We start from the raw sequence: 26,866 nt of genomic DNA on the forward strand, positions 1-26,866 counted from the left end.
TTTCTCCTTCAATGAGAATGAGCTGTGCGAAAAGTGGCACGACCTAGAACAATCGCTCTAGAAAACCACTTGGTTAAGGACATAGAGCACGACTGTCATAAAAAGTATCCTTCGTGGGTGATCCCTATCTGCGAGGGGCAGACGGATTCCACTGTCATATACAAGCGGCTAGTTCTGGTAGTTGATTGAGCTCGTGGGGTGCTCATATACCGGAATTGAAACCCTTAACTCCCAGCGCCTTCTCGGCAACTTTGTCCAAGGATGCTGATATGACATCGACTGGAGAGACAATATAAAAAAATCGCCCTCGAAACAGTGACCTATCGTGACATGAGATGGAGTTGAGTTCACTACTACCCTTGAGGATGTTATCGAAAGCCTGAGCTTGAAAAGCAGAGGCCGGTGAGGTGATGGGAAGTAATGTTCTGCTGGTGGTTTCAGCTGCCATATGTCGAAGGAAAACAACATAAACCGCAGGCTCTTTTAAGGTATGAGCTTTATCAGTGGTTAGAGAGCTACAACAACCTCTAATCAGATACAGATACGTGTCTAGATCGAGGCGGGGATCATTGGGGTCTCTAACCAGTGAGCAGCCCGATAGGTTGAGAGGTCGCAAGAATATAATAGGCTCAACAATCGTGCTCTATTAAGTTTTGGTACAACGCAACACCACTAGGTTTTCGTGGTGTTTTATTTCTACTGTGAGGCACGCAGTGTGCCACTACTATGGCTGAACGCGGGGCGAAATATTTAAGCTGCGCAAGCTATGTGGTGGGGAGGCTTAAGCATTTAGAGGTTGAGCCCGCCTCCAACGTTATGTAGTGATTGGGCGTTATCGGCTTCGACATTTTCAAACGCTCGAGCATTGGAGCGGATATTGCCACTGATACTGCTGAGCGCTTTTTGAAGTTCAAGCGCCGAGGTATTCCATCGTTCCATTAAGCCGTCGAAGGCTACTTGAGCGGTGCCCGACCATGATCCGCGTACTGAGTCAACGACTCCGCGGAGCCGGTTGAGCTCGGATTGAACTTCATTATTCGTATCGTCGACGCGGCCGGCTGTAGCGACCATGACGTCTGATTCGGTGCGAAAGAGATTACTCATTCGATATATCCTCCATTGATTGGGGTGGTGGGGGTTCCAACGTGGTTCCCATGGGGTAAAGGCTTAGTGTTACCGAGCCAGATCGCTTGCGGTTTTAAGCACTTACAAAAGATAGGACTACAGCAGCGTCTCTACGGTTCCCTTGGGTGCATCAATTTTTTTTCGCGCTGTCAGGCTTTCAGCAGCCTTGGCGCACACTGCCTGCTGGGAGAGCTTGAGATCGAAACGGGAGTGGCAGCCGAGCGAGTAGATAAAATCGCCTTCAATCCAGACCACCCACTGGGCATGAGATCCATCGCCCGGTTCCTCTATATAGCGAACCTCCCCCTGATGCGGTTGTTGGCTAGGCGGCAGGAGGGTGAACGTGGGGTTTTCTCTTGCCTCTTGCTCCAATTCCTGGCGCACAAACTCAGGATCAGCATCGTAGAGAGGATCAGCGGCTATGAGCACACGCAGATTCTCGTCTTGACCAGTCGCGGTGAGAATATCGGGAGTTTCTCGACGCAACTCAATAGTGAAAGTTGGCGGCAATACGACCGAGATCAAGGCAGAATTCAGCAAATCAGATTCAAAAATTCTCTCTCGATTCCTAGAAGACTCTTCTACCTCTTCGGCTGCACCACGATCGGCCATCGGGTCTTTAGATAAAGTCTCCATCGCAGAGCTAGTAGGAGTTGCTGCAAGGGGGTCGGGAGCCTGGGCGCGTGAGTTATGGAGGATAAACGCTGTTAGCGATCCCAGGCCCAGGAGTGCGATGACCGATAGTATGCTCAGCCCACTCCACATAAGGGCCCTCCTACTGGGCCGCCAGAGGCTCTGAGAACTCGATCTCTTGACTTCACGCTCAGTGGGAATATTCAAAGGATTGGAGCGCTCAGGAGATGTCGGTGGTGGCGAGCTTTTTTGCACTCCGGTCTCATCCAGGGCCACACGTAGCATATCAACTACTCGGCGCGGGGCATCGATCGTCACGGCGATATGGGGCCACGATTGCCCAGCGATAGCACGCAGTTGATCTATGATGGCACTAGTCGCGGTACCATCTATGACTCCGCCGACAGTGAGATCGTAGCGGTAAACTGTATCTGGACCTTCAAAGATGGTGGCAGTATCGAGGACTGTAACGGTTATCTCCACCGTTGGATCGCTGTCTGGTGGGCGTGGGGTGGGGGCACCAGATACGTCATCGTCGTCCATTATTGCTCCTTATCGGTTTCCTGTTCGGGCTCCGCGATATGAATTAATCCGCTATCATGTCCGCGAAGCACCATGGTGGCTCGACCTGGGATCAACGCCCGAGGTTTAATTCCGAGAATGGGACCGTCGTCTTTGTCCGCGTCGAGTATGAGACAGAGAGGGGATTGGTCCTTTAATTCACTCAACAACGGTTGGTAGAGGGCGCGCACTACCCCACCGGACTTCCGAGCGATGATCACGTGAAGGCCGATATCGCGAGCGTGGGGCAGCAATTCAACGAGTGGTTGGAGCAGATAGTCGGCAACAACTTCGAGGTCATCGATGACAAGATAGATGTCAGGGCCTTGCCACCATGAGCGAGCCTTCAACTCTGCTGGAGTGATATCGGCTTCGGGCAATCTAGATTTCAGGGTAACCACCGTTGCCGCGATTGTTTGCTCCGTGCTCGCGCTACTTGCACAGTAGGCAGCAAGCATGTCTTGTTTAATGGTGCCAAGGTGATGACGACGGTGATCGATGAGGACGATGCGCGCTTTCTCTGCTCCCAACTGGCATATGCCACGCATGATTGTGGCCAGTGCTGTGGATTTACCGCTTGCTTGGGATCCGAAGCAGAGTACATGCAGACTGCGGTTGGTATCCCAGGTTATTGGTTCAAGACGGGCGCCACCGATACCGAGGACGATCTCGGTAGTACGAGCATGAGAACCCGTGGCCGGTACCAAGAGTGAATCAAGCGATAAATGCTGAGGGAGCATTTGAAGGGCCCGCACATGATCTTGATCCTTAGTAACGGAGGCAATATGCGCGAGATCTTGGGCAGTAGACCGCGCAAAAAGGATACTCTCAGCTGCGGTATTAAGCCCACGTCCGGGGAGGTCGGGAGTACTTAATTGGGCTTTGCGATCGATGACGGAATCTAAGGCTTCACTGATTTTTAATTCCAAACGATTGGCGATGAGATCTTTGATGGCCGGGCGCAATGCCGTCCATCGCGCCGTGGAGATGACCAGATGCACGCGGGCAGCAAGTCCATCGGCAGCGATGCGGCCAAGTTTGGCTAGAAGATTCTCGTAATCACTACCTACTGTGTGCCAACCATCAATGACGAGGAAGGTATGTTCTGGAGCTGGGGCATCGATAAACCCTAAGACTTCATCGACGATCCGGTTGATCTTCTCCACGTCACCGCGGTGGGCCACGGCCGCACAATGGGGAATTAGGGTGATATCCGAAAGGTCCTTACCTGCCAGATCGAGAATATAGAACCGAATCTGTTTGGTGGAGTGGGTGACTGCAAGGGAGGTAATGATTGTGCGTAAAGCTGTGGTTTTGCCGGTTTGGGGACCTCCAGCCAGGGCGAGGTGCCCTTTGGAACCGGTGAAATCGATAATGAACGGGTCTTGGCGCTGGTGATAAGGGCGATCGATCAAGCCTACAGCGGCATGCAAGAACGGTTGCGGGCCTGCTACCTGGGCAATTGGCAGTTCTTCGGGGAGGGGTGGCAGCCATAAGCGGTGCGCGGAGAGATCGTATTTATGTGCGACTTCTTGGGCACTTTCGATGACGGCGTCGACTATAGTGCCGCGCGGATCTGCCACGTGGAGTTCAACTTTTTCTTCCTGAGGGTACTCCCATCCATCAAAAATTCGAACACCACGACAATCGAGTTGATCGAGATTCTGAGAATAGTCGGGGCGCATCCATGGGCCTGAGATATAGGAGGCTTGGAATTTTTTTAGGCGATCGGCATCGGTTTTCATAAAGCCCGCTCCTGGTTTACTTGGGAGATGGTGGGCATCTGGTACCCCTAATACTTGCCGCGATTCCGCCGCTGAGAAGGTCCGCAGCCCAATCCGGTAACTAAGGTGCGAATCAAGCCCTCGTAGCCGCCCCTCTTCCAGCCGCTGCGAGGCTAGCAGGAGGTGAATATGAAGGGAGCGACCGAGCCTACCAACAGCAACGAAAAGATCCGCGAAATCTGGATGCTGACCAAGAAGTTCGGAGAACTCATCGAGCACAATGACTAATGCGGGGATAGGCTTTAGGGAATCGTCTTTTAAGCAGGCTGCATTATACTCATCAACATTGCTGAATTTCCCTGCAGTACGCAGCAGTTCTTGGCGCCTGTTCATTTCCCCCGATATAGCGTCGTGCATCCGCTCCACGAGTACGGACTCTTCTGCTAGGTTCGTGATCACCGCAGAGGTATGCGGCAGGGTATCCATACCCAAGAAGGTGGCACCACCTTTAAAGTCCACCAATACAAAATTAAGAACCGCTGGAGAGTGAGTGGCTGCTAGGGCAATAACAAGGGTGCGCAATAGCTCCGATTTACCGCTACCCGTTGCGCCGACGCATAATCCGTGCGGGCCCATACCACCATGCGCTGATTCTTTGATATCAATAATCAACGGCGCTCCCGCATCATCGACGCCTACGGGCACCGCTAATCGCCGCGCTCCTCGCGGTTGCCATAATTTCTCCAGCGTTGCGGCAGAAATATCCTCAATACCGAGCAAACTCAAAAAGTCTTGGGAACCGCCACTACCTGCGGCATCGGGGCGTCGATAGGCACTGAGTTTTCGAGCTAGTTGAGTCATTTCCCGCAGACCCATATAGTCAGCCACCCCGAGTGCTTCAGCGCCAGCCTCGGTGTGAGCAACGAGATCTTTGCTTCGTGCCTCGAGGACCAAACCATCATCGTCGGCGAGCTTTTTGAGAGTTTTATCCTGCGAATTCACTGCGATAATTGTGGTCCACGTCCGAGCCGCAACCAGTTCCTTTACCTTCGAGGCAGGCACCTTATTATCGAGGATGAGAATTTTCTCAGCTGCTTTTTCCACCGCCACCGGATGAGTATGCGGCAGCCATTTCGCCCAACTGCGAAAGGTCTCCCCGTGAAGCTCAATCCCTACCGTATCCGGGCCGTGGAAAGTAACGAGGTGAGCCACCACGGCCCGGAGCAGCCCGTGCGCTTGGGAGCCAGATATATCGAGCGCCCGAAAAGCCTGCAACTGCACCACGATGGGCATATCGGGGACTACCGAGAGCGCTTTAACCATATGTCGCACGCTGACTGCGCATACCGGATCTAGATCCTCGATATTTCCTTGGTCGTCCAGTTCGATGGGGGTAGCTAGGGTTGTTTCCCCCAGTCCTATACGTAGCGCTAATGCATCGGGGTCATAAGCGTTACGTTCCCACATCCGGTTAGTGCCCAGAAGGTTCCACAGATCTACTGGTGCGGGATGCTCATGAAGGGCGTTGAGCCGCTGGGCCTGGTGATTGTGTGCCGCTTGGGTACGCAGGGTGCTCAAATGACGCAAATACCTGCGGCGGATTTCATCTGTGTCTTCTCCTGGTTGTGGGCTAAACATCATCAGCATGCCCATGAGCATCATGATGGGGAAAATGAGCATCATTGGGTTGAGGGTGCCGCCATTGATAACCATGAGAGCAACCATGGCGCCGATTGCAAGCACCATTACTAATGGCATAACAATGCGCATCACAGGCATGGGTTTAGGCTTGGTAGCCGCTGGAACAGGGTCTGGGACTAGTGCTTGAGTGGGAAGTGGTGGAATGGCGTCCCGCTCACTAAGGCTGATAGGGGCGACGACGGTACTAAAACGAGGCGGGGCCATGGCGGTCTCCTTAGGACGGGTAGGTATCGACGTTTTCCTCATCGCTTATAGAACGCTCTGTCCTATAAGCGCGATAACCCCTCTAGAAGCCTTGGCAGTACACGAAAGGGCAGGATCCTTATGCGCCCTATCGCTTAAGCGCGCGGACGGCATCCCTACCGTCGCGCTGCATTCTCACCTCACGTGGAAAGCAATCAAAACCTTAGTAGCTCTGCTGTGCGCCCGTAAGGCCCTTGCGAAAATAAACCCCATATCGCACCCCCATTTTCTGAGCATTCTCTCAGCTTGGACCTCGTCTGCTCCCTGGGGAACCGATACGAGCCAACCGCAGTCTAAAACTAAGTACTTTGCCCTTCATTTATCCCTAATTTTCTCCCCCACTTATCCCTAAGGAGTGCGCCCCTAAGATGAATTCATCCCTTCGAGATACCGAGAGTATTCGCAGCTTTATTCGGATTGAACTTGGCGATAATCCTCAACACATCGATCTTTACCTACCGGGTTCGAGTAGCTTGAGCGATATGATGGCAGAGATTTTCCATCTCGCTCATATCCATTCTCACCCAGGGCGTTACCAGGTTCTGACAGCTGCGGGGATCATCCTCGATATGCACGCTCCCCTCAAGTCGCTGGGGCTCAGCCACGGCGATGTCATGATTATCCGCAACGCTACTGCCACGCCTCCCCCATTAGTGCGCGATGCAGCGGAATCTTTAGCGGCCGCCGCCCCGAAAGAGCTCAGAACTGCTCATACCCCTACTTTCGCGGCGGTCAGCGGGGCAGCTAGTCTAGTAGGTGGAGCTTTTCTACTGCCCTTGCCGATTCCGTTAGCGGTCACCTTATTACTCGTAGCCGGAATTTTTGGCAGTATGAGCATATGGGCGAAGCTTCATATAGCTATTCCGCTTATCTCGCTTCTCACCGCTGTATCTGCCCTCATCGCTGTAGGTGGCAGCGAGCTTTTATTGAGCCCAGACTTGCTTGTTGAGGGTATAACTGCCACTGATTTTGCGCGCGGGTGGGCTCTCTCCCTAGCCGCTGCCGCCTTGACAGTCGTTGTGGTAGCCACAGTCATGCAACTGCTCATTCCAGCTCGCGGATATGTGGTTTTCACAGTCGCCTATGCCCTTGGAATATTTTCCTTAGGGTTGGGAGGCCTTGTGTATTCGCCGGGTATCTTGGTTTCGCTTAACCCCACGATGGTGTGGTTAGGTCATGGCTTGAGTGTCTCCATCGTCGTCATGGTGATTATGCTCGCCGCAGGGCCGCAAATATTGGCCAAAATCGCGGGCTTGCGGGTACCTTTACTTCCAACTATTGGGCAGCCGCTTGATATAGCGGATAAGGATTATGAAGAAAGCCCCCTCCGCACTCGACATGCGCGCACCATGTATTCGGGCATGCTGATAGCTATCGGAAGTTGGTTGAGCTTAGCAACCTTAGGCCTGTTGATCCTTGGTCTGCGGGAAATCCTCGATCTGAGTATTTTCCATTTCTGGCTGATATTCGCGCTCAGCTTGGCGCTGATCTTACACGCCCACCGGCATCGTTTTTCCCTTGAAATCTGGGCACTGTGGATACCTGCGCACCTCGCAGGTTTCGCACTGCTTCCGCTAGCGGCTCTGCTCTCAAGTACAAGCTTAAGCATTGTTGCCTTGATATTCGCGCTCATGATGGTGGCGGCCCCAAGTATGGCCGATAAGATCTCTACTCTCGAACCCACGGTGGTGGTGTGGCTAGAGCGCATTGAACTTCTGGCGCTCGCAGCGATCTTTCCCTTAGCACTGCAAACGGCTGGTCTCTTTAGCCTCCTACGAGGTTTGGCTCTATGAAAATAGCCTCCTTTGTTGCCGGTTTAAGTGCATGGGGAACACTCGCAGTCTTGCTCCTTCCATCAGCAGCCGCTGAGTGCGCCCAAGGGGTCCCAGCAAACTCAGCGGCACTGGAACAACAGGCAGCGCTAGCAGACCAGTATCGCCGCGCCCACCTTTTTGCTACCGGTTTTGGCACCCGAGTCGCCGTGATCGACACTGGAGTTAGTACCCATCCACGCCTTCCGAATCTAGCATCGGGGGGCAGTGTCATAGCCGACCCTGAGTCTGGAGATGCTTTAGAAGACTGCGATGCTCATGGAACGGCTGTGGCCGGCATTATTGCGGCACGGTGGGATCAAGACGAGATCGTAGGGGTGGCGCCCGATGCCGGCATCGTCTCTATTAAACAGATGAGCGATCACCGCGATGCTGGTGGCACGTTGGCTACCCTGAGCCAGGCTATAGATGTAGCCGTTGATCAGGGGGTCGATGTGATCAATATTTCTGTGGTCAGTTGTATCCCCCAAGGGCCTTTTTCTGTTGATCTCTCTGGCCTGGAAGCGGCACTCAACCGCGCGGAGGAGGCGAATATCGTGGTGGTGTCCGCGGCCGGTAATCAAGATGCTCAATGTACGCCGGACTCACTTATTGTGCCAGCGGCTATGCCCACCGTAGTCTCAGTTGCGGCTCTTTCGGATCCTTATCATCATGCTGCTTATTCCCTAGAATCCTCCCAACCTCAGGTTGCAGCCCCGGGGAAAGTATTCGCGGCGCTGTCAAATTCGGGAGGCTTTCTCGCGAGCGGAATCGAGCAGTCTGCGTCTTCGGTACAGTCTTTCGAGGGAACAAGCTTTGCTGCCCCGCTCATTAGTGGAACTTTTGCGCTGTTACGCCAGAAATACCCTACCGCGACGGCGAGAGAATTGCGCGAGCTTGTCATATCCAGTGTTGATCCTACTAGCGGCGCCATTGATATCCCGAGGGTCTTAGACTATCGCCTTCCAGAGGATGAAGCATCTTTAGTCAGTTCAACACCACCAGCCGCTCACGCTATCGCCGCACCACGACGCCACCAATCGTCCATTCCCTTGGCTTCGAGCTGGCTCGTGGTACTGGCCAGCCTGATTTTGGTGCTAACCATTGCCTATTCGAGGATGCGAACTTAGATAATATACTGCATCACTGGATCGAGCGCAGGCAAAGCGCCGTAGCTCCACATGGTTACCGCAGTTGAGCCCACCATGATCCAGGCCACTAAACAGATGAGAAAGATGAGAAAGTAGCGAACGATTCGAGGTTTTGAGCGATACCACTGAAAGAATCGATCATAGAGGCCGATAGCCCACCCCAAAAGATGGCCGGCCAAGTGGGACTCGAGGCTAAGTATTCCTATGCCCACGAATACCGTGAGCCATCCCGGCCCTGGAAAAGGAATGGTCACCAGGCCGAGGATGACAACTACCCAGCCCGCAATGAGAACAAGCGGGCGAACCAAGAAACCAAATCGTCGGGTCTTCATTCGCTCGTGGTGGAAAGTTATCGCGTGTATCTTGGCGCGTACCTGATCGCGAGTGGTATGCGGTTTCTCTGGGGTTTCAACCGCAGGCGTTTGAATTGCCATAAAGCGCGCCATTCTCCTTCCCGACGTACGGGGGACTTTAGTTTTCCCGCGTATTGCCAGCAATCATACCGCGATAGTTAGATGTACGGACAGTTTGGGGGGAATTTTCTCCTTTCACCCGCGCGTCACGGGCTTTGTTGCGGAATAACTTCGGAGAGCGCGGCCTCCTGACTCAGCGGAGTCCCCTCAGGGAGCAGGGAAAGCAACTCCCAGCTCATAGGCGTTGTTGAGTCGATGCCGAGCTCTTTTATCATTTCGGGATAGCGAAGTCCATGCCGTTTGCCAGTTTCAGAAATAATATGCACTCCTGAACCGGTATCAACAGCAAGCGCATAGCCTGGCCCGATATAGCTAAGAGTAGAACCCTGCGAGGGTCGATCCACGCGTGATCCGAAAGACGGTGAGAGCATCATATCAGGGTCTCGCTGCCTCGGAATGAGAAGCTGACCTGTGCTATTGATGCACGGCATAAATTCCGCTGGGTCTATGAGGATTGGGCGTGTCGGAGGAAGCGGTATATAGTAACCGACTCTATCGGTATAGTTACGCAGTTCGCTGTTGGGGATTTGGCGATACTCAATCCCTTTGGCCATGATCAATTCTGCCTGGGTTGGGCTCAGTCTTATGATGGTTCCATCCTTTTCACCCCAGTAGTCAAAACCGGTGCCGAGCACGGTGTTGATATCAAAGTCGCGGAAAGGTGGAACTTCGTCGATGGCGTCTATCATGGCATCGGCAGCAAACCACAGTGGTGTGGCATTCTCAATGCCTAAAGCACGCCGCATCATTCGCCCCTCGGGGCTAGTATCTGGCAACAAGGGCAAACGACCCTGTTCGCTAATGAGGAAGTCGCCGGAACTGGTACGGGCTAAGAAAGTTTCCCTATCGACGATCGGTCTTAAAGTCGCGCTCACCCGCTCGCTCGGGCTGAGCATCACCACCAGCATATCCCTGCCCTTGTCTAGGCGTTGATGCGGTGGCTGTATCTCATGGCAAGCGATCGCATCGAAGGTTGGTTGCGAGCCCTGCTGGGGTGCGAAGAGAGCGGGGGCATCTACGATTCCTATGGGGGTAGTTTTGGCTAACCCAAAGAGGGACTGGTCGCTACTACTGACAGGTTCGACAGCTTCTTGCAGGATAAGTCGCGCGGAGGTGAGATTCGCCACCGGGTGCAAATGGTCCTCCATGCGCATATACAGCTGCCCGCTATCGGCGCGAATCAATTCCGCTTGCCCTGGATCGATGGCAGGGCGAAAAAACGCCAAGGCAACCGAGCATATGGCGATTAATACGGTAGCGGCGAGACCAAAGAGTACAGACCGTCGTCGCCTGCCTAGAGGATCATGCAGCATGCGCTCATCACCGAGGATCAGTGCGTGTTCAACGCGGCGCCACAGAAATTTATGCCCAGTAACTTGGGCTTTCGTGGTCGGAGTAACTGCCATCAGAGGTTATTCAAACCTTTCTTATTTTAGGCAGCCAGAATAATTGCCCGTGACCCCCACACGTCGAGCCCCACGCTCTCAGTTAGGCGGTCTGTTCAAATAACCACAGTAGTATCTGTCAGTTTAGTAGATGCTGAGGGCTCCGTGAAGGGCTTTGGGGCCACATTTTCCTATCAATCGAGCTTGACGCGCTTCTGTCTCGTCATATCTGCACGTTCTCCTAAGGCAGAGTCTTCGGGATAATCCACCCCGACAAGGGTGAGCCCACGGGCGGGAGCCACGGGTATTTGTGATGATCGAGAGGATTCTGCAAGCAGCGAGGCAGCAAAACCAGCAGGGCGTTTACCTTCCCCGACAACGAGGCAACATCCCACTAAGGAGCGCACCATGGACCAACAAAAAGCGTCGGCGCTGACATGTGCCTCAAAGGTATGTGGTTCAGTAGGTGTGGAGATATCGTGCCAAGTGAATTCTTGCAAGTCCCTGATGGTGGTGGCACCTTCCCGGAATTTACAAAATGCTGCAAAATCATTAAGTCCCACGAGCTCAGCAGCGGCTTGCTGCATGGCATGGACATCGATATTTTTGGGCCAGTGCGCGGTATCGCATCGCCTAGTGGGTAGCGCACCGCGAGGGTGAGTACTAAGACGATAGACATAATGGCGTCGCAGGGCTGAAAAACGGGCGTCGAAACCTCCGGGAGCATAAGAAGCATCGTGGACACGCACGTCTTCTGGCAGCAGGCGCGCCAACCTCCTGACAAGGTTTTTGGGGTCATGATTGAGACTTCTGGTGTTAAGAGCCTGAGGATCGATATCAAAATGAGCCACTTGGCCGGTGGCGTGAACACCTGCATCGGTGCGACCCGCAACGGTCAGGTTAATGGGGCGTCGCATGATAAGAGCGAGATTATCCTCCAGAACTTTCTGCACTGTACGCAGCGAGGAATCTCCTTGTTTGGCCCACCCGTGGAAGTTCGTGCCGTCATAGGCGAGGTCGAGGCGTATGCGAGTAGTGGGGTTCTCAATCACGCCCTATACCGTAGCAAAGCTAGCTATCAGCAGCGAAAAACCCCACCGAGCAGAGTGGATCTGCACGGTGGGGTTTGTAAAGACTGGGTAGAAAATTACTTCTCTGCCTCGGTCTCCTCGGCCTGAGCTTCCTTGGACGCTGCAGCGCGCGCTGCGCGGTTCGCTTCAGCGGAGACGGTCTCCTCGAGGACGAGGGAGATCTGGCTCATAGGAGCGTTGTCACCCTTACGGTTTTCGAGCTTGATGATGCGGGTATAACCGCCGGTACGCTCAGCAAACTGAGGTGCGAGCTCATCGAAGAGATGAGCAACAACGTCCTTGTTGTTGACGAGCTTGAGCACGTTACGACGGTCGGCAATGCTGCCGGACTTCGCTTTGGTGATCAGCTTTTCCGCGTATGGACGAAGCAGCTTGGCTTTGGCGTCGGTGGTTTTGATTGCGCCGTGGGTAAACAGCTGAGCTGCGAGGTTAGACAGAATGTGCTTCTGATGGCTCGCAGAACCGCCGAGACGGGCGCCCCTCTTTGGTGTAGGCATTTGGTTCTCCTCGTTGACAGGTGTGATTGGGCGCACCCAGCAGATAATTTTTTTAAGCTGGGTACTAAAGGCTATTTACTCGGACTCTTCTGGATCCAAATCAACATAGTCACCGGTTTCGGCGTCGTAGCCTTCAAGCTGCGATGGGTCGAAATCCTCAGGTGAATCCTTCAAGGTCAAGCCCAGATTAGCGAGCTTGATCTTCACTTCGTTTATGGACTTTTGTCCAAAGTTACGGATATCGAGCAAATCGGATTCCGAGCATTCTGCTAGTTCACCCACAGTGTGGATTTCTTGGCGCTTGAGGCAGTTATAAGAGCGTACCGAGAAATTAAGATCGTCGATAGGCATATTATAAGCCGCAATATGCTCAGTTTCTTGAACCGATGGTCCGATTTCCAGACCCTCTGCTGCATCGTTGAGCTCGCGGGCGAGCCCAAAGAGCTCGACCAAGGTCTTGCCTGCCGAAGCGAGAGCGTCACCTGGGGTCATAGAGTTCTTGGTCTCCACGTCGATGATGAGCTTGTCATAGTCGGTACGCTGCGCGACACGCGTTGCTTCGACCTTGTAGCTCACCTTCAGCACTGGAGAATAGATCTGATCCACAGGGATCCGGCCAATCTCATTGCTGGAGCCGAACATGGTGGCAGGAACGTAGCCACGGCCACGCTCCACAACCATCTCGATATTCAGTCGTCCCTGCTCATTGAGCGTTGCGATGTGGAGGTCCGGGTTGTGGATTTCCACGCCGGTCGGTGGCGTAATGCTGCCGGCCGTTGCAACTCCAGGACCTTCCACGTTGAGGTTAATCACAACTGGGTCCTCGGAGTCAGAGGACAATACCAATCCCTTGATATTGAGCAAGATATCGGTGACATCTTCCTTAACACCAGCGATGGTGGTGAACTCGTGCAGCACTCCGTCGATCTTGACGCTGGTCACTGCCGCACCCGGGATGGATGATAGCAGCGTACGACGCAGCGAATTACCAAGCGTGTAGCCAAAGCCTGGCTCGAGTGGCTCGATGGTAAAACGGGATCGAGCGCTATCGATCTTCTCCTCAGTGAGGACTGGACGCTGAGAAATGAGCATGGAACTCTCCTAGATTTGACGCCCACTATATGACGTCGGCGAGGGCGGAAAGGGTAAAAAGTTGAGTGAATCCGAAGATACTTGTATGCGCCCGAGCTGTATTCAGCCCAGGCATATAAAAGTTTTACTTCGAGTAAAGCTCGACGATGAGCTGCTCTTGCAGTGGAACGTCGATCTGAGCACGCTCGGGCAGCTGGTGCACGAGGATACGCAGGTTAGCGGGAACAACCTGAAGCCACGCAGGAACAATTGCGTCGGTCAGGTAGTCCTGAGCCTCTTCGAACCACACCATCTTTTGCGACTTCTCACGAACGTCGATGATGTCGTACTGGGAGACGCGGAAGGAAGGAATATTTACCTTCTTGCCGTTGACCAAGAAGTGGCCGTGGGAGACCAGCTGGCGGGCTTGGCGGCGGGTGCGCGCTAGACCTGCACGGTAAACGACATTGTCGAGACGGGACTCGAGCAAAACAACCAAGTTCTCACCGGTTTTGCCGGGCAGGCGGTTAGCCTCGGCATAATAACGACGGAACTGCTTCTCGAGCACACCGTAGGTGTACTTGGCCTTCTGCTTCTCTTGGAGCTGGAGCAAGTACTCCGACTCCTTGATGCGGTTGCGGCCGGCCTGTCCTGGAGGATATGGACGGCGCTCGAATGCGCGGTCTCCGCCGACGAGGTCGACGCGGAGGCGGCGGGACTTACGGGTTACTGGGCCGGTATAACGTGCCATAGTAAGTTACCTTTTTCCTTTCCTTAAACGCGACGACGCTTGGGTGGGCGGCAGCCATTGAATGGCTGTGGGGTGACATCAGAGATTGACGTAACTTCCAGGCCAGCAGCCTGGAGGGAACGAATTGCGGTCTCGCGGCCGGAGCCCGGACCCTTCACAAAAACTTCAACCTTCTTCATGCCGTGCTCCATGGCCTTGCGGGCAGCATTCTCAGCAGCGAGCTGAGCGGCAAATGGAGTGGACTTGCGGGAACCCTTGAAGCCAACGTGGCCAGAGGATGCCCAAGCGATCACAGCACCAGAGGGATCCGTAATGGACACAATGGTGTTATTGAAGGTGGACTTGATATAAGCGTGGCCTGCAGCCACATTCTTCTTTACGACGCGACGCCCAGAACGGCGTGCATTAGCGCGTGCTTTTGGAGGCATGGATTACTTCTTCTTTCCGGCGATGGTCTTCTTCGGACCCTTGCGCGTACGGGCGTTGGTCTTGGTGCGCTGGCCGCGAACAGGCAGCCCACGACGGTGGCGCAGACCCTGGTAGCAACCAATTTCGATCTTGCGACGAATATCTGCCTGGACCTGGCGGCGGAGGTCACCCTCGACCTTCCAGGTTCCCTCGATAACGTCACGCAGAGCAGCAATCTGCTCATCGCTCAAGTTGTCGGTACGTAGATCCGGGGAGACGCCGGTCTCCTCGAGCAACTGCTTAGCACGGGCGGGGCCAATGCCATAAATATAGGTAAGTGCGACTTCCATACGCTTATTGCGTGGAAGATCTACACCAGCAAGACGTGCCATAGTGGCGGTACCTTTCCGGTTTTTGCGGTGGTTTTCTCCATGCTCGTCCCTGCCAATTAACCCCCTCACCCGGATCGGAAGCCGGGATGAGTAGGGCTTTGAAATAAAAGTGCAAGGCTTTAGCCACCGCGGCCAAAGGTGTGGATGAAAGTCTCACGCTAGAAGGAGCCTGGAGCTATTCCTTTAGGGAATAATGCCCAAAAAGCCCCTGCCACACGTGAAAATTCAGTGAAGCATGAAGGCGAATAGTTTATTTATAGCGGTAAACAATACGTCCACGGGTCAGGTCATAGGGAGAAAGCTCCACTACTACCCGGTCCTCGGGAAGAATACGAATATAGTGCTGGCGCATCTTGCCACTAATATGAGCAAGAACCTTGTGTCCGTTATCGAGCTCAACACGGAACATAGCGTTAGGCAAAGGTTCAACAATGCGACCTTCAACCTCGATAGCGCCTTCCTTTTTAGCCATATCCTCTGCATTTCCCCAGCCTGTCGGCCGGTTCGTTTGATTACCACTGGAATAGCACAGACAATACACATCTGCACCATCTGCCCATAGTACACATACCCTGGATATTTTCCTAACTGACAACGGCGTGTCACCACCACAACCCCGCTAAATATATCCAGAGATACCAAAAGAATACGCGGCTATCCCCATATCGTGAGAATAACCGCGTTCTAGATATTGGCAGTGAGCATTGGGGGGATTCGTTCAGCCCCCACTACTTTCAGCCTAGTAAATGAAGACCGGGTCACCTACCTGTAAGTGATTCCAGAAGGCAATGGCGTCATCGCGGTAGAGGTGAATGCAGCCGTGCGACCAAAGATCAGGATCACCCTCGTGGAAGGCTTGGCCGTTATGGGTGAAGTAAATAGCATAAGGCATGGCGGCATTGTTGAAGACATAGGATACCTCGTCTAGTACCTTGCGGGTCACGCGCAGGTTGCCAGTTTGAGTTTCCCAGCCAGGGGCTCCAGCAGAAATGCGTACATTTCCGCCCTTTACATGTCCATCCTCCTGCAGCCATGCGCGCTCACGGGCGAGATCAACACATACCCGGGCGGTTTTGGGGCAGGGGCCATAGTCGAAAGTGCGCTCGCGCTCTTGGATAAGGCCTGGGAAAACGAAATTCACGGCACCATCGGTTGCGTTTTTAATACCTTCAGCAACCTGGGGATTGAATGTGGCATCTGCGTGACGATATATATTTTGGCGAGTCTGCCAAGCTCCCTCGCGCACGTTGCCGAGAATATCGGAGGAGCCGCCGACAAAGTCTTGGGCACCTGCTGCTGGGGTGGCGGCGAGGCCAAGAGCCATGGTAAAGGCTGCCGCAGCCGAGGCTACGCGGCGTTTCGTCGCCGACTTCTTATTCGTGTGCTGAGAAATCATAGCTACCACTATAACGGTCTGGAAAAGCGAAAGCGAAACTACTCACACTATAGTTGACGAATCCACCATCCCCGCCCCTGGTGAAGCGATCATGGGACTTAGAATATTGGATAATAACCGGGGGAATCGAGGGTCCGCCCCACCCTCATTCCTTATCTGCCTTAATAGCGGGAAGTGAGAATGCGTGGCCCCGCAGCAGTAGCTGCAACAGTATGCTCCCAGTGGGCTGCCCACGTGTCGTCTTCACTCACTACTGTCCAACCGTCATCAAGCACAATTGAATAAGGGCTACCCAGAGTTAACATTGGCTCAATGGCTAGTACCGACCCCTCTACGATCTCTGGGCCTCGCCCCGCCTTGCCTTCGTTGGGCAGCCACGGATCTTCGTGCATGGTGCGACCAATTCCGTGTCCGCCATAGTCAGCCACGATTCCGAAGGAATAACCCCACTTCTGCTCGGCCTTCCGCGTAGCTTTCTCTAGCGCATGTGAAATATCAGTGAGGCGACGACCCGGCACCATCATGGCTATACCCTGGTGGAGCACATACTCCGTGGCCTCATTAAGTGCCTGGATATCGGCGGCCAACTCACCAATGCCGAAGCTAATAGCGGAGTCTCCCACCCAGCCATCGAGTGTGGCGCCGCAGTCAATGGAGACGAGATCTCCTTCGTCCAAGCGCACGTCCGGATGCGGGATACCGTGCACGATCTCTTCGTTAACGGATGCGCAAATAGATGCCGGAAAACCTTCGTAACCCTTGAAAGTGGGAATCGCGCCGTTGCTGCGGATAATATCTTCGGCGATGCGATCGAGCTCCAGCGTACTCATGCCTACGCTCGCGGCGTCGCGCACGGCAGTCAGCGCCTTCCCCACGATTTCGCCAGCAGCCTGCATAGCATCTAATTCGGCTGGGGTTTTGGGTTTGATAATTGTGCGGCGTTTACGAAAGGCCATGAGTATTCCTTGGAAAATAGTCGAAAGGATAAAAGACTGAGGCAGTTATACCTCATTGCCTGCTCCGTGTGGCAGGTACGGCCGCCAGGACTATACCGAGGCGGCGCGGCATGTACATAGCTATAAAGGCCGAAAGCAAGACCGTTCCTCCTTACCTCACTCGCATGAGCAGAGGCTAGTTGAGCTGGTCAAAGCTTTCGGCCTGGTACAAAGGGGACGATTAAGCGTTTTAGGAGCGAGCTTTTCTTAGCGCGTGTGCACTGTTTTAGCGACCGAGGGCCTGAAGCGTGGAAGAGCTGATATCTTCGATACTTCCCTCGGCGTTAATTTTGAGGATCTTCTCGCCGTAGTGCTCAATAAGTGGCGCGGTTTCCTCGCGGTAGACCCCAAGCCTCGTGCGAATTGTTTTCTCATTATCGTCGGCACGGCCACGAGCGAGCATACGCTCAACAACGATATCCTCAGCAACATCTAACTGCACCACTGCATCAAGCTGATGGCCCTGCTTCTCGAGCATGGTATCTAAAAGATCGGCCTGCTCGACGGTGCGTGGGAATCCGTCGAGGAGGAAGCCCTGTGCTGCGTCCTTCTCGTTCAGGCGAGATTCCACCATGCGCGCAGTGAGATCGGTAGGCACCAATTTGCCAGCATCGATATACTGCTTTGCTTCTATTCCGAGTGGAGTTTCTTCGCCGATATTGGCGCGGAACAGATCACCAGTAGAGATATGCGGCACACCCAGCTTTTCGGTGAGGATAGCTGCTTGCGTGCCCTTGCCTGCCCCAGGAGGGCCGAGGAGAACAATACGCATTATTTCAGGAGTCCTTCGTAATTGCTTTGCAGCAGTTGAGATTCAATCTGTTTGACGGTTGTCAGGGCGACCGAAACCATAATGAGGATCGCGGTGCCACCGAAAGGTGTTGAGCCCGATTGAGAGCTCACCCCGAACTCGAGCATGAGGTTTGGCAATACAGCGATGAAGCCAAGGTAGAGAGAGCCCACGAAAAGCAGGCGGTTCATCACATAGGACAGATAGTCTGCAGTTGGCTTGCCGGGACGGATACCAGGGATAAAGCCGCCGTATTTTTTCATATTGTCAGCTTGGTCGTTCGGATCGTACTGAACCGAGACATAGAAATAGCTGAAGAAAATAATGAGGGAGAAGTACAGTACGATATACTGCCACGACGATGGCGTTTGCAGGTACTGAATGACATTGCGCTGCCACCAGTTATCGGGAACCTCAAAGGTATTGGAGTTCACGATCTGGGTAATGAGCACGGGCATATAAATCAGCGACGATGCGAAGATGACCGGGATCACGCCACCCTGGTTGACCTTGAGCGGCAGATAGGTGGACGAGCCACCATACTGACGGCGTCCCACCATACGCTTGGCGTACTGGACGGGGATGCGGCGCTGCCCTTGCTCAACGAAGACCACGCCAACGACCAAGATGATGACTGCGAAGACTACAAGGCCGAAAACGAGTTGCCCTGAGCTGGCGAGAATATTAGCACCATCGGAAGGGAGACGGGTGGCAATACCGGCAAAGATAAGCAGCGACATGCCGTTGCCAACGCCGCGCTCAGTGATCAACTCGCCAAGCCACATCACAAGAATGGCACCAGCAGACATTGTGGTAACCAAAATGATGAGGGTGAAGATATTGCGGTCTTCTTGGAGGACTCGAATACCTGAGCCTAGGAGTTGCTCGCGGTCTGCGAGTGCGACAATACCCGCGGACTGCAGCAGCGCCAGCGCCAAAGTGAGGTAACGGGTGTATTGGTCCATCTTAGCCTGACCCGACTGCCCCTCCTTCTTCAGCTCCTCGAAGCGTGGAATGACTACGGTAAGCAGCTGGACAATAATCGACGCCGTAATATAGGGCATGACACCAATGGCGAAGATCGATAGCTGCAGGAGCGCGCCACCGGAGAAAAGGTTAATCAGGGAATAAACACTCGATGAGTCGGAGGTTAATTCCCTAATGCGCCCCGATATTGAGGCGTAATCTACACCTGGCGATGGAATTTGGGCTCCCACGCGGTAGAGAATAATCAATGCAAGTGAGATGAGGATTTTCTTACGAAGATCCGCATCCTTAAATGCCTGGATAATGGCGGACACTCAGGCCTCCCAGGTATTCGCCGCCGCTAAATATACTCAAAAAATCATCCACTCTTTTTGGCCATAGTCCGTCGATGGAGGCGGTACATGGATCAAACATCAGTGGAGACTTTTCAAGCGATATAGCAGCGCTAAATACTTCGTGCTCGTTGATTAATCTCCCGCGCTTATAGCTTATGACTCTCCTAGCGGCAAACGCTCAAAAGTCGGTGCACTAAGTGCGCGGAAGAAAATGGACAATGTTTGACTTTTGTACTCTACCACCATCTAAAGCCAGCGGCATACTACACTACTCCCCTCATCCCCCTAACGGGAGCAAAGGCAGGGGGTAAACCTCGTTGATCGCCACCGGAAGAACTACTGATCACTCCCGTCTCGACAGTCACACTGAGGTCGCGCCGCTGCCCTTTGGTAGATCCTTATTGGATATGGTCAACATAGCCATCGGGGCCCGCATTAAGCCAGGCATAACCGAGGCCCATGAAAACACCACCGCCGATGAGGTTGCCGATCCAGGCAAATAGCCAGTTCTGGCCTATCTGTGCGGAGGTGAATAGTTCTGGCAGCGGAGAAGATGCAAAGCCAACAATACTCGTCAGCGAGAAGTTTGCAATAACGTGCTCGGTCCCCAGGCCCACAAAGATGGCGATGACAAAGAGAAGCATGCAGAATTTAGCAAGATAGTCTTTCAGCAGCAATGCGCCAATAATGCCCATATTGACCACGAAATTGGCCACAATGCCTTCGATGATCCAACCGACGGGGTCTTTATCTAATTTATGGGAGAGTATCTCCGCCGCTAGATGGGTATCAGTCATATGAGCGAATACATGCGAACGGGAAAGGAGGAATCCCACGATGAGGGCCCCGATAAGGTTGAAGACGGTGCTGAGGACCAAAATGATGGTGGCGTTCTTCGCGGAAATCACGCGGCGGTAGAGCCCAAAACACATATACATCATATTGGAGGTCGTCAGTTCCGCCCCCAATAAAATGATTGCCGCCAGGCCCACAAAGAACAGCATGGCAAAGACTGGTCCACCGAGGCCTGGGGCTAGGGCTTCGACCTTATCCCCCATATGGGCCGCAAAGGCAGTACCGAGGGTGAGATAGACTCCGGCGAGAATGGCGCGAACGGCCAAGCGGGCTGGTGAGTGATTGAGAAGGAGCACTTTTTTTGCTACCGATTTGTCGATCACATCATTGAGCGTCATCCCGTAATCCTTTCACGTCCACGAACTCAGCGAATTCGTGTTTTCTTTAGCGTCAGTACGACCTTGTCGCTCAATTAACGCACGGACGTTAAGAACGATTGACGGCGCACACTAGCTCCTAACTCTAAGTCACCAGGCCCAAAAAGGCAGAAGGGAACCGCCGTGAAAAAAGTCATATAGTCAGCCTTACCCGCCCTGGGATCTTAGGCCAAAACTCTCAGCAGCATGTGCACTTGAAGAAATCATAGGCTGTGGGCCCTTACGGGAGATGAAGAAGGAGAGCTATAGGCACAGAAAACCCCTCCCTCTATGCCACAACAGGATAGAGAGAGGGGTGATCTTTTAAGCGTTAAAACTATAAGGCCAAATTATGCCCTATTATGCTTCGGAGACAGATCCACCAGCTGCTTCGATTTTCTCAACAGCTGACTTGGAGAATTTCTGTGCCTCAATGGTGACCTTGACGGTCAGCTCGCCCTCACCGAGCACCTTTACGGGCTTATTAGCGCGCACGAGACCAGCGGCTACCAAATCGGCGACCTTAATATCTCCGCCTTCTGGGAAGTGCTCCTGCAGATCAGCAACGTTGACTACCTGGTAGATAACCTTATTGTTGTTCTTAAAGCCCTTCAACTTAGGAAGGCGCATGTGGATTGGCATTTGACCACCCTCGAAGCCAGCCGAAACTTGCTTACGAGCCTTGGTACCTTTGGTACCGCGACCGGCGGTCTTACCTTTGGAGGCTTCACCGCGGCCGAGCCGGGTCTTTGCCTTATGTGCACCCTTAGATGGGCGCAGGTCGTGAAGCTTAATTACTTCGCTCATTGTTTACTCCCCTGCCACTTCTTCGACAGTGACCATGTGGCGTACGGTCTGAACCATACCGCGCACGGCACCATTGTCTGGGCGGACGACGGAGTGGCCGATGCGCTTGAGGCCCAAAGCGGCGATATTTTTACGCTGCTTAGGGTTGGCACCCACCAGTCCCTTGTTCTGGGTAATCTTCAGGGCCATGATTTAAGCCTCCTGTCCCGCGCGCTGGCGCAGCATACGAGCTGGTGCGACCTCTTCGAGGGTCTTACCGCGGCGAGCGGCTACCTCTTCGGGACGAACCAGTTGCTTCAAGCCGTCAACGGTAGCGTGCACCACGTTGATAGCGTTGTCGGAGCCTAAGGACTTGCAGAGAATGTCCTGGATGCCCGCGCACTCAAGCACTGGGCGAGCAGCGCCACCAGCGATCACACCAGTACCAGGAGCAGCGGGGCGCATCATAACGACGCCTGCAGCTGCTTCACCCTGGACTGGGTGGGTGATGGTGCCGGCAACCATAGGTACGCGGAAGAAGGACTTACGTGCTTCTTCTGCACCCTTTTGGATGGCTGCTGGGACTTCCTTGGCCTTGCCGTAGCCTACGCCAACCATGCCCTTACCGTCGCCCACGATTACAAGTGCGGTGAAGCTGAAGCGACGACCACCCTTGACAACCTTGGACACGCGGTTGATGGTAACTACGCGCTCAATATATTGCGAGCGCTCATCTTGCTGGTTACGACGATCGTCGCGGCGTCCACCGCGGCGCTCATTCTTATTTTCATCGGCGGAGCGTCCGCCTTCACGCCGTTCACGTCCGGACATTTAGGCGTTCCTTCCGTTGTTGTTATTAGAGATGATCATTAGAACTTCAGACCACCTTCACGAGCTGCGTCGGCCAGTGCAGCAACACGGCCGTGGTACTTATAGCCGGCACGGTCGAAGACGACCTTTTCAATGCCAGCTGCCTTGGCGCGCTCAGCGATCAGCTGACCGACCTTGGCTGCCTTAGCCTTCTTATCGCCCTCAACTGCGGCTGCTTGCTCCAAGGAGGAAGCGGCTGCCAAGGTGTGACCCTTGAGGTCATCGATCACCTGGACGTGCATGTGGCGAGAAGTGCGGTGAACAACAAGGCGTGGAGCCTCAGCGGTGCCACGCAGGTTCTTACGGATACGGTAGTGGCGGCGTGCGCGGGCGATGCGACGGCGGGTGGAAATATCCTTACCTACCGGCAAACGCTTTCCGTTGTTATTTTCGGTTGTGCTCATGCTTTACTTACCCGTCTTTCCGACCTTGCGACGGATCTGCTCGCCTTCATAACGAATACCCTTGCCCTTATAAGGATCATCCTTACGCAGGCGACGGATAATGGCGGCGACCTGTCCAACCTTCTGCTTGTCGATACCGGAGACGGACAGCTTAGTGTTTCCATCAACGGCGAAAGTGATTCCCTCCGGTGCTTCGATCAACACTGGGTGGGAGTAGCCGAGAGCGAACTCAAGGTTCTTGCCCTTAGCCTGTACACGGTAGCCCACACCGAAGATTTCCATCTTGATGGTGTAGCCCTCGGTGACGCCAACCACGAGGTTGTTCACCAAAGAGCGGGACAGACCGTGAAGTGAACGGTTCTTGCGGCTATCATCTGGGCGGCTCACAACAATGTGGCCATCCTCCAGCTGCGCCTTGATCGGCTCAACGATGGTGTGAGACAAGGTGCCCTTAGGGCCCTTAACCTCTACAAACTGGCCGTCGATCTTAACATCGACGCCGGCAGGAACAGCGATGGGTGCCTTACCAACACGTGACATATTCTCGCTCCTCCCTTACCAGACGTAGGCGAGAACTTCTCCGCCTACACCCTTCTCGTGAGCCTGACGGTCAGTCAGCAGACCCTGGGACGTGGATATGATAGCCACGCCGAGGCCGCCAAGAACCTTAGGCAGATTGGTGGACTTTGCGTAAACGCGCAGACCTGGCTTTGATACGCGGCGCAGTCCAGAAATGGAACGCTCGCGGCTTTGGCTGTACTTCAGTTCGAGAGTCAAGGTCTTACCAACCTTGGCATCGTCGACGGTGTAATCAGCAATATAGCCTTCTGACTTCAAGATCTCAGCAATATTTGCCTTGAGCTTGGAGGAAGGCATCGACACGGTGTCGTGGTGTGCGTGGTTAGCGTTACGCACGCGCGACAGCATGTCGGCAATAGGATCAGTCATGGTCATAGATAGAGACCCTTATAGCCTTTCTCGTTGCGGTTCCACGCCACCTTCATCACGTTACCGCACGCTTTTGGCCACTCTCGCCGCCCTCACTCAATAGTGGGGAAGCTCGCTGCTCTTTGGTTGCGGTCGCACAAGGCGGGGGGCCTACAACAATGTAGGTTGAAAAATTGTCTTGGGGAGCTTTTGATGACCACACAGATTATCCAGAAAATAACCTGCTCGGTGCATAAAAGTCCAAGCGATAACGCTACACGCTTATACCCCCACATGCAACAAGAGGCACAAGCCCCCATCGCCCTCGCTTATCGACGCCTCTGCGCACATCTTAACGTCTCGCCCGCTGCTGCCCTCATCCCCGGCCTTTATCCCCGGTGGCTCTGCGGAACGCCTATACGGGCTGGTTTAGCCCGTAGGTTAAGAAACGTAAATAATACGGAATTCCACCGATTGTCTCAGCAGACAATCTTCATACAAGGCTTTAACCGGTAGGCTGTTCGGCTCTTGCACCTCGTGACTGGTGTGCGCTCTTGCTCCCAACTTCCCCGCTGACATCTCAAGTTAGGTAAACCTATCCCAGCCCGCGTATGGTGAGCATCAACCACGATATATATTCACGCCCTACTCGGCTGCAACTGCCACAAGGTATCTCTGCTTTTGCCGCTCTTGTTCACGTAGGACGTGCACTCAACAGTTGCGAGGCGATGATCATATCACTGGTGTGAATTAAAACAGTAGAAAGGACATATGTCTTGAGCGCATTTCGTATCAGCCGTCTAGTGGCCATGATCAGCCTGAGCAGTCTGCTGCCAGTATTCCCAGTAGCCACTGCCACGGCGGCACCCGCTCTCATGGATTCTCTCCGCTGGGGCATCCGCTCGTCTTTTAACTCCTATACCAACGGACCTACCTTCGTCCACGGTGGGGCGACCCAGCCTGACCCGGGAAACTATACTTTCACCTTTCCGCTCAAGGACTATAGTTTCGATGCCACTCGCGAGCATACAGAAGCTCAATTCGAAGGCGAGGTTGTTTACCGGAAATACTGCAATGGCCAAGACGGTAGCGACCTCAATGTGTACTGCGATCTGGATCTGTCAATCAAGGATCCTAAAGTTGTAATAGATAAGGAAGGCTCTTATCTTTATGCCACCGTCTCTTCACGCCAGTATCTAAAGAATGAGGTTTACTCCCCCAATGAACCCGTAGCCATTGGAAAGCTCGCGACCGCTGGAGGTATCTTCGCAGCCAACAAGGCTGAGGGAACTATTTCCTGGGAAGATATTCCCGTCTCCCTTACGGCAGAGGGCGTTAAGACTTTCTCGAATTTCTACCGTGAAGGGGGCTCCCTCGATGCGATTTCCTTCAGTACTCATGGCGAGGGTCAGCGTCTATCCAGCGATCGGTCGAATCTGCGAGCCGAAAGCGGTGAGTGGATATCGCCGAAAGATTATGATTCCGCCCGCCATAATCTTTACCAGCACGGCAACAAAGCACTCGTGGCGGTGACGGGCGAAGGTCTCCACATAGTAGACCCGCAGCTTGGCGATAGGGCTCAATTTGCTGCCCCTCTTGCTACCAATGGAGTCAATGCATTCGATGCGGACCATGGCTATTTTTACTACACCAAGTGGGACCCACATACCCACGATGGATACCGCCAAGGCTTTAGCTCTGACTTATTCCGAGTGAAAGTCACCGCTACCGGCTTCGGCCAAGAGGAACGGCTCGGTAGCACCAACAATCCTATTTTCGCCCTCGCCGTCCACCACCAGACTGGGCGTATCGTAGCAATCAGCGTGGCAGAGAAGCCCCAGTCTTTTGATATTCCAGTAGATGAGCGCACGGCCGAACTGTATATCGTCGATCCTGTCACGGGCACCCTCTCTGCTCCCCTCACCCTACCCAACACTTCAACACTTCTGGGAGCAGCGGTTACTGATGAGACCACGGCCTATGCTCCCACTTTCTTTGCGGGGTTCACGGCACCGCGCCTGCTCAGCATGGACGATGGTTCTTTTATCTACCACAGCTTGGCTGCCCCTCGGCTGAAAGATTCTGATCGAACTTTGCGCAATATCCTGGTGCATATCAATCCAGATGATCCAGCCCACCTAGCCGAGTATCTCCCTGCTTCCACGAGCTATCAGGGCACCCAGGTCCTCGAGGGCATCGCCACTGATGGTGAGAGGATCATTCGGTGGGATAAGAATGACGATGCTCAATATTCTCTCGCGGAGAGTTTGCGCTACCAATCGGGCCGGCTCACCCAAGTACGCAGTCCACAACCAGTAGATTCCGTCGTCGGAATTTCTGGCGCCACCTTCGATAGCCACGGACACCTCGTTGTAGTCGACGGCGTTCATTCGAAGCTCGTCTGGATCAATCCCGATACCTTGGAACGCCTTGAGCAAGAAGGTGACTCCCCGCGAGATTTCAGCATTCGCGATGGCAACGGATTATTCGAGGTCTACCAAGATAACCTGCTCGCACTTTCCGACGGCAGCTTCTTTATCCCCACCTACCGGAAGGGTATCGACGAAAAGTACCAACTCATTCGCCTGCGCGATGAATCCCGCGAGCCCTTGAGCGCCGAAACGGCAGAAGAAAAGGCACTTAATAAGCTCAAAGAGCAGCAACGCATCTCCCTACGTATCGCGCAGAGCACGGAAGAAGAGGTGCGTAATCTGCAGCGGGCCCATATCCAGGCGTTGAAAAATAAGAATGAGGTAGAGGCTAGAAATGTAGCCGCCCGACTCGAACTGGCGATCAATAGCTATAACGAAGCTAAAAAAGCCTACGAGGAAATTTTTGGCCGCCCCTATACCCCACAGTTCCCCGACATGCCGAGTATCCCTGACAACCCCACCCCGCTACCACATCCAGATGATCAGGATTCGTCTGGTTTAAGCGGCGGCGCTATCGCTGGAATCGTTATTGGCGTTCTTGCGATCATCGCGGCAATTATTGGGGTGGCGCAGCACCTAGGATTACTCGCGAGGTTTTTCTAGGTTTTTGGTGGAAAATTGAAACTCTCTCCCAACGGGCCTCTGGTTTTCATATAACCTAGGGTTGGTGTGGGGTCACCCATTCTCACCGGCCTTAACCCCCTAAAGGAGTGGAG

At 53.8% G+C, this 26,866-nt stretch carries 26 protein-coding genes; 3 read left to right on the top strand and 23 right to left on the bottom strand.

Annotation, left to right across the window (positions count from 1 at the left end; all coding sequences use genetic code 11):
• Positions 1 to 789: 789 nt before the first annotated feature.
• The 3 genes from N7326_RS03205 to eccCa form a co-directional block, all read right to left on the bottom strand.
• Entirely contained in the window at positions 790 to 1,104 is a 315-nt protein-coding gene (locus N7326_RS03205; RefSeq protein WP_263088125.1) for a WXG100 family type VII secretion target, read from the bottom strand.
• A gap of 117 nt (positions 1,105 to 1,221) precedes the next feature.
• Positions 1,222 to 2,301, bottom strand: a complete 1,080-nt coding sequence (locus tag N7326_RS03210; RefSeq protein ID WP_263088126.1) for a type VII secretion-associated protein — start codon at positions 2,299 to 2,301, stop codon at positions 1,222 to 1,224.
• Positions 2,301 to 5,948: a type VII secretion protein EccCa gene (gene eccCa / locus N7326_RS03215; RefSeq protein ID WP_263088127.1), complete on the bottom strand. Its 3,648-nt coding sequence runs from the start codon at positions 5,946 to 5,948 to the stop codon at positions 2,301 to 2,303. The genes N7326_RS03210 and eccCa overlap by 1 nt, the downstream gene beginning before the upstream one ends.
• Before the next feature lie 407 nt (positions 5,949 to 6,355).
• Here eccCa and eccD point away from each other — a divergent pair, with 407 nt between their 5' ends.
• Entirely contained in the window at positions 6,356 to 7,780 is a 1,425-nt protein-coding gene (gene eccD, locus N7326_RS03220; protein ID WP_259158023.1) for a type VII secretion integral membrane protein EccD, read from the top strand.
• Positions 7,777 to 8,928: a S8 family serine peptidase gene (locus tag N7326_RS03225; protein WP_263088128.1), complete on the top strand. Its 1,152-nt coding sequence runs from the start codon at positions 7,777 to 7,779 to the stop codon at positions 8,926 to 8,928. The genes eccD and N7326_RS03225 overlap by 4 nt, the downstream gene beginning before the upstream one ends.
• On the opposite strand, the gene N7326_RS03230 is transcribed toward N7326_RS03225, so the two are convergent.
• The 20 genes from N7326_RS03230 to rpsH form a co-directional block, all read right to left on the bottom strand.
• Positions 8,925 to 9,383 carry a TIGR02611 family protein gene (locus N7326_RS03230; RefSeq protein ID WP_263088129.1) on the bottom strand — a complete coding sequence of 153 codons (459 nt, stop codon included), beginning with the start codon at positions 9,381 to 9,383 and terminating at the stop codon, positions 8,925 to 8,927. The genes N7326_RS03225 and N7326_RS03230 overlap by 4 nt on opposite strands.
• A gap of 125 nt (positions 9,384 to 9,508) precedes the next feature.
• On the bottom strand, positions 9,509 to 10,828 hold the full coding sequence (gene eccB, locus N7326_RS03235; protein ID WP_263088130.1) for a type VII secretion protein EccB: 1,320 nt from the start codon (positions 10,826 to 10,828) through the stop codon (positions 9,509 to 9,511).
• A gap of 173 nt (positions 10,829 to 11,001) precedes the next feature.
• Positions 11,002 to 11,856: a tRNA pseudouridine(38-40) synthase TruA gene (gene truA, locus N7326_RS03240; protein ID WP_259077789.1), complete on the bottom strand. Its 855-nt coding sequence runs from the start codon at positions 11,854 to 11,856 to the stop codon at positions 11,002 to 11,004.
• Positions 11,857 to 11,954: 98 nt separating this feature from the next.
• The gene (gene rplQ, locus N7326_RS03245) at positions 11,955 to 12,395 is read right to left on the bottom strand and encodes a 50S ribosomal protein L17 (RefSeq protein WP_259077301.1); all 441 of its coding nucleotides are present in this window, start codon (positions 12,393 to 12,395) and stop codon (positions 11,955 to 11,957) included.
• A 75-nt stretch (positions 12,396 to 12,470) separates the two neighbouring features.
• Complete coding sequence (locus tag N7326_RS03250; protein ID WP_259158020.1) at positions 12,471 to 13,487, bottom strand: DNA-directed RNA polymerase subunit alpha; 1,017 nt, start codon at positions 13,485 to 13,487, stop codon at positions 12,471 to 12,473.
• A 124-nt stretch (positions 13,488 to 13,611) separates the two neighbouring features.
• Positions 13,612 to 14,217, bottom strand: coding sequence for a 30S ribosomal protein S4 (rpsD, locus tag N7326_RS03255; protein WP_259077303.1), 606 nt, complete (start codon positions 14,215 to 14,217; stop codon positions 13,612 to 13,614).
• 23 nt (positions 14,218 to 14,240) lie between these two features.
• Entirely contained in the window at positions 14,241 to 14,645 is a 405-nt protein-coding gene (gene rpsK / locus N7326_RS03260; protein WP_259077304.1) for a 30S ribosomal protein S11, read from the bottom strand.
• Between the two features lie 3 nt (positions 14,646 to 14,648).
• Complete coding sequence (gene rpsM, locus N7326_RS03265) at positions 14,649 to 15,017, bottom strand: 30S ribosomal protein S13 (protein ID WP_259077305.1); 369 nt, start codon at positions 15,015 to 15,017, stop codon at positions 14,649 to 14,651.
• 250 nt (positions 15,018 to 15,267) lie between these two features.
• Entirely contained in the window at positions 15,268 to 15,489 is a 222-nt protein-coding gene (gene infA / locus N7326_RS03270; RefSeq protein ID WP_005519800.1) for a translation initiation factor IF-1, read from the bottom strand.
• Positions 15,490 to 15,756: 267 nt separating this feature from the next.
• Positions 15,757 to 16,413 (bottom strand): L,D-transpeptidase, encoded by a 657-nt coding sequence (locus N7326_RS03275; protein ID WP_259077306.1) that lies wholly within the window; start codon positions 16,411 to 16,413, stop codon positions 15,757 to 15,759.
• A 161-nt stretch (positions 16,414 to 16,574) separates the two neighbouring features.
• Positions 16,575 to 17,369 (bottom strand): type I methionyl aminopeptidase, encoded by a 795-nt coding sequence (gene map / locus N7326_RS03280; RefSeq protein ID WP_263088134.1) that lies wholly within the window; start codon positions 17,367 to 17,369, stop codon positions 16,575 to 16,577.
• Between the two features lie 265 nt (positions 17,370 to 17,634).
• A complete protein-coding gene (locus tag N7326_RS03285; RefSeq protein WP_259077308.1) occupies positions 17,635 to 18,180 on the bottom strand; it encodes an adenylate kinase in 546 nt (181 codons plus the stop codon).
• Positions 18,180 to 19,499 (bottom strand): preprotein translocase subunit SecY, encoded by a 1,320-nt coding sequence (secY, locus tag N7326_RS03290; protein ID WP_259077310.1) that lies wholly within the window; start codon positions 19,497 to 19,499, stop codon positions 18,180 to 18,182. The genes N7326_RS03285 and secY overlap by 1 nt, the downstream gene beginning before the upstream one ends.
• A gap of 419 nt (positions 19,500 to 19,918) precedes the next feature.
• Positions 19,919 to 20,713 (bottom strand): formate/nitrite transporter family protein, encoded by a 795-nt coding sequence (locus N7326_RS03295; protein WP_259077311.1) that lies wholly within the window; start codon positions 20,711 to 20,713, stop codon positions 19,919 to 19,921.
• A 378-nt stretch (positions 20,714 to 21,091) separates the two neighbouring features.
• Positions 21,092 to 21,538: a 50S ribosomal protein L15 gene (rplO, locus tag N7326_RS03300; RefSeq protein ID WP_259077312.1), complete on the bottom strand. Its 447-nt coding sequence runs from the start codon at positions 21,536 to 21,538 to the stop codon at positions 21,092 to 21,094.
• A gap of 3 nt (positions 21,539 to 21,541) precedes the next feature.
• Entirely contained in the window at positions 21,542 to 21,727 is a 186-nt protein-coding gene (gene rpmD / locus N7326_RS03305) for a 50S ribosomal protein L30 (RefSeq protein ID WP_259077313.1), read from the bottom strand.
• Between the two features lie 3 nt (positions 21,728 to 21,730).
• Positions 21,731 to 22,348: a 30S ribosomal protein S5 gene (gene rpsE / locus N7326_RS03310; protein ID WP_259077314.1), complete on the bottom strand. Its 618-nt coding sequence runs from the start codon at positions 22,346 to 22,348 to the stop codon at positions 21,731 to 21,733.
• A gap of 38 nt (positions 22,349 to 22,386) precedes the next feature.
• Positions 22,387 to 22,791 (bottom strand): 50S ribosomal protein L18, encoded by a 405-nt coding sequence (rplR, locus tag N7326_RS03315; protein ID WP_259077315.1) that lies wholly within the window; start codon positions 22,789 to 22,791, stop codon positions 22,387 to 22,389.
• A 3-nt stretch (positions 22,792 to 22,794) separates the two neighbouring features.
• Entirely contained in the window at positions 22,795 to 23,331 is a 537-nt protein-coding gene (rplF, locus tag N7326_RS03320; RefSeq protein ID WP_259077317.1) for a 50S ribosomal protein L6, read from the bottom strand.
• 15 nt (positions 23,332 to 23,346) lie between these two features.
• A complete protein-coding gene (gene rpsH, locus N7326_RS03325; RefSeq protein WP_259077320.1) occupies positions 23,347 to 23,745 on the bottom strand; it encodes a 30S ribosomal protein S8 in 399 nt (132 codons plus the stop codon).
• Positions 23,746 to 24,494: 749 nt separating this feature from the next.
• Here rpsH and N7326_RS03330 point away from each other — a divergent pair.
• Positions 24,495 to 26,753 carry an HtaA domain-containing protein gene (locus N7326_RS03330; RefSeq protein WP_263088136.1) on the top strand — a complete coding sequence of 753 codons (2,259 nt, stop codon included), beginning with the start codon at positions 24,495 to 24,497 and terminating at the stop codon, positions 26,751 to 26,753.
• The last annotated feature ends 113 nt before the right edge of the window (positions 26,754 to 26,866 follow it).

The sequence above is a fragment of the Corynebacterium sp. ES2794-CONJ1 genome, assembly GCF_025660615.1.
GTDB lineage: Bacteria > Actinomycetota > Actinomycetes > Mycobacteriales > Mycobacteriaceae > Corynebacterium.

What these genes read in the sequence shown, in the direction of transcription:
- rplF (WP_259077317.1), bottom strand. Translation starts at nt 23,331, where the DNA reads ATGTCACGTGTTGGTAAGGCACCCATCGCTGTTCCTGCCGGCGTCGAT.
- map (WP_263088134.1), bottom strand. Translation starts at nt 17,369, where the DNA reads ATGGCCTTTCGTAAACGCCGCACAATTATCAAACCCAAAACCCCAGCC.
- N7326_RS03210 (WP_263088126.1), bottom strand. Translation starts at nt 2,301, where the DNA reads ATGGACGACGATGACGTATCTGGTGCCCCCACCCCACGCCCACCAGAC.
- infA (WP_005519800.1), bottom strand. Translation starts at nt 15,489, where the DNA reads ATGGCTAAAAAGGAAGGCGCTATCGAGGTTGAAGGTCGCATTGTTGAA.
- rpsH (WP_259077320.1), bottom strand. Translation starts at nt 23,745, where the DNA reads ATGACCATGACTGATCCTATTGCCGACATGCTGTCGCGCGTGCGTAAC.
- eccCa (WP_263088127.1), bottom strand. Translation starts at nt 5,948, where the DNA reads ATGGCCCCGCCTCGTTTTAGTACCGTCGTCGCCCCTATCAGCCTTAGT.
- N7326_RS03250 (WP_259158020.1), bottom strand. Translation starts at nt 13,487, where the DNA reads ATGCTCATTTCTCAGCGTCCAGTCCTCACTGAGGAGAAGATCGATAGC.
- N7326_RS03205 (WP_263088125.1), bottom strand. Translation starts at nt 1,104, where the DNA reads ATGAGTAATCTCTTTCGCACCGAATCAGACGTCATGGTCGCTACAGCC.
- N7326_RS03225 (WP_263088128.1), top strand. Translation starts at nt 7,777, where the DNA reads ATGAAAATAGCCTCCTTTGTTGCCGGTTTAAGTGCATGGGGAACACTC.
- rpsE (WP_259077314.1), bottom strand. Translation starts at nt 22,348, where the DNA reads ATGTCCGGACGTGAACGGCGTGAAGGCGGACGCTCCGCCGATGAAAAT.
- N7326_RS03285 (WP_259077308.1), bottom strand. Translation starts at nt 18,180, where the DNA reads ATGCGTATTGTTCTCCTCGGCCCTCCTGGGGCAGGCAAGGGCACGCAA.
- rplO (WP_259077312.1), bottom strand. Translation starts at nt 21,538, where the DNA reads ATGAGCGAAGTAATTAAGCTTCACGACCTGCGCCCATCTAAGGGTGCA.
- eccB (WP_263088130.1), bottom strand. Translation starts at nt 10,828, where the DNA reads ATGGCAGTTACTCCGACCACGAAAGCCCAAGTTACTGGGCATAAATTT.
- rpsM (WP_259077305.1), bottom strand. Translation starts at nt 15,017, where the DNA reads ATGGCACGTCTTGCTGGTGTAGATCTTCCACGCAATAAGCGTATGGAA.
- rplR (WP_259077315.1), bottom strand. Translation starts at nt 22,791, where the DNA reads ATGAGCACAACCGAAAATAACAACGGAAAGCGTTTGCCGGTAGGTAAG.
- rpmD (WP_259077313.1), bottom strand. Translation starts at nt 21,727, where the DNA reads ATGGCCCTGAAGATTACCCAGAACAAGGGACTGGTGGGTGCCAACCCT.
- N7326_RS03295 (WP_259077311.1), bottom strand. Translation starts at nt 20,713, where the DNA reads ATGACGCTCAATGATGTGATCGACAAATCGGTAGCAAAAAAAGTGCTC.
- rpsD (WP_259077303.1), bottom strand. Translation starts at nt 14,217, where the DNA reads ATGGCACGTTATACCGGCCCAGTAACCCGTAAGTCCCGCCGCCTCCGC.
- rplQ (WP_259077301.1), bottom strand. Translation starts at nt 12,395, where the DNA reads ATGCCTACACCAAAGAGGGGCGCCCGTCTCGGCGGTTCTGCGAGCCAT.
- N7326_RS03275 (WP_259077306.1), bottom strand. Translation starts at nt 16,413, where the DNA reads ATGATTTCTCAGCACACGAATAAGAAGTCGGCGACGAAACGCCGCGTA.
- rpsK (WP_259077304.1), bottom strand. Translation starts at nt 14,645, where the DNA reads ATGCCTCCAAAAGCACGCGCTAATGCACGCCGTTCTGGGCGTCGCGTC.
- N7326_RS03230 (WP_263088129.1), bottom strand. Translation starts at nt 9,383, where the DNA reads ATGGCAATTCAAACGCCTGCGGTTGAAACCCCAGAGAAACCGCATACC.
- eccD (WP_259158023.1), top strand. Translation starts at nt 6,356, where the DNA reads ATGAATTCATCCCTTCGAGATACCGAGAGTATTCGCAGCTTTATTCGG.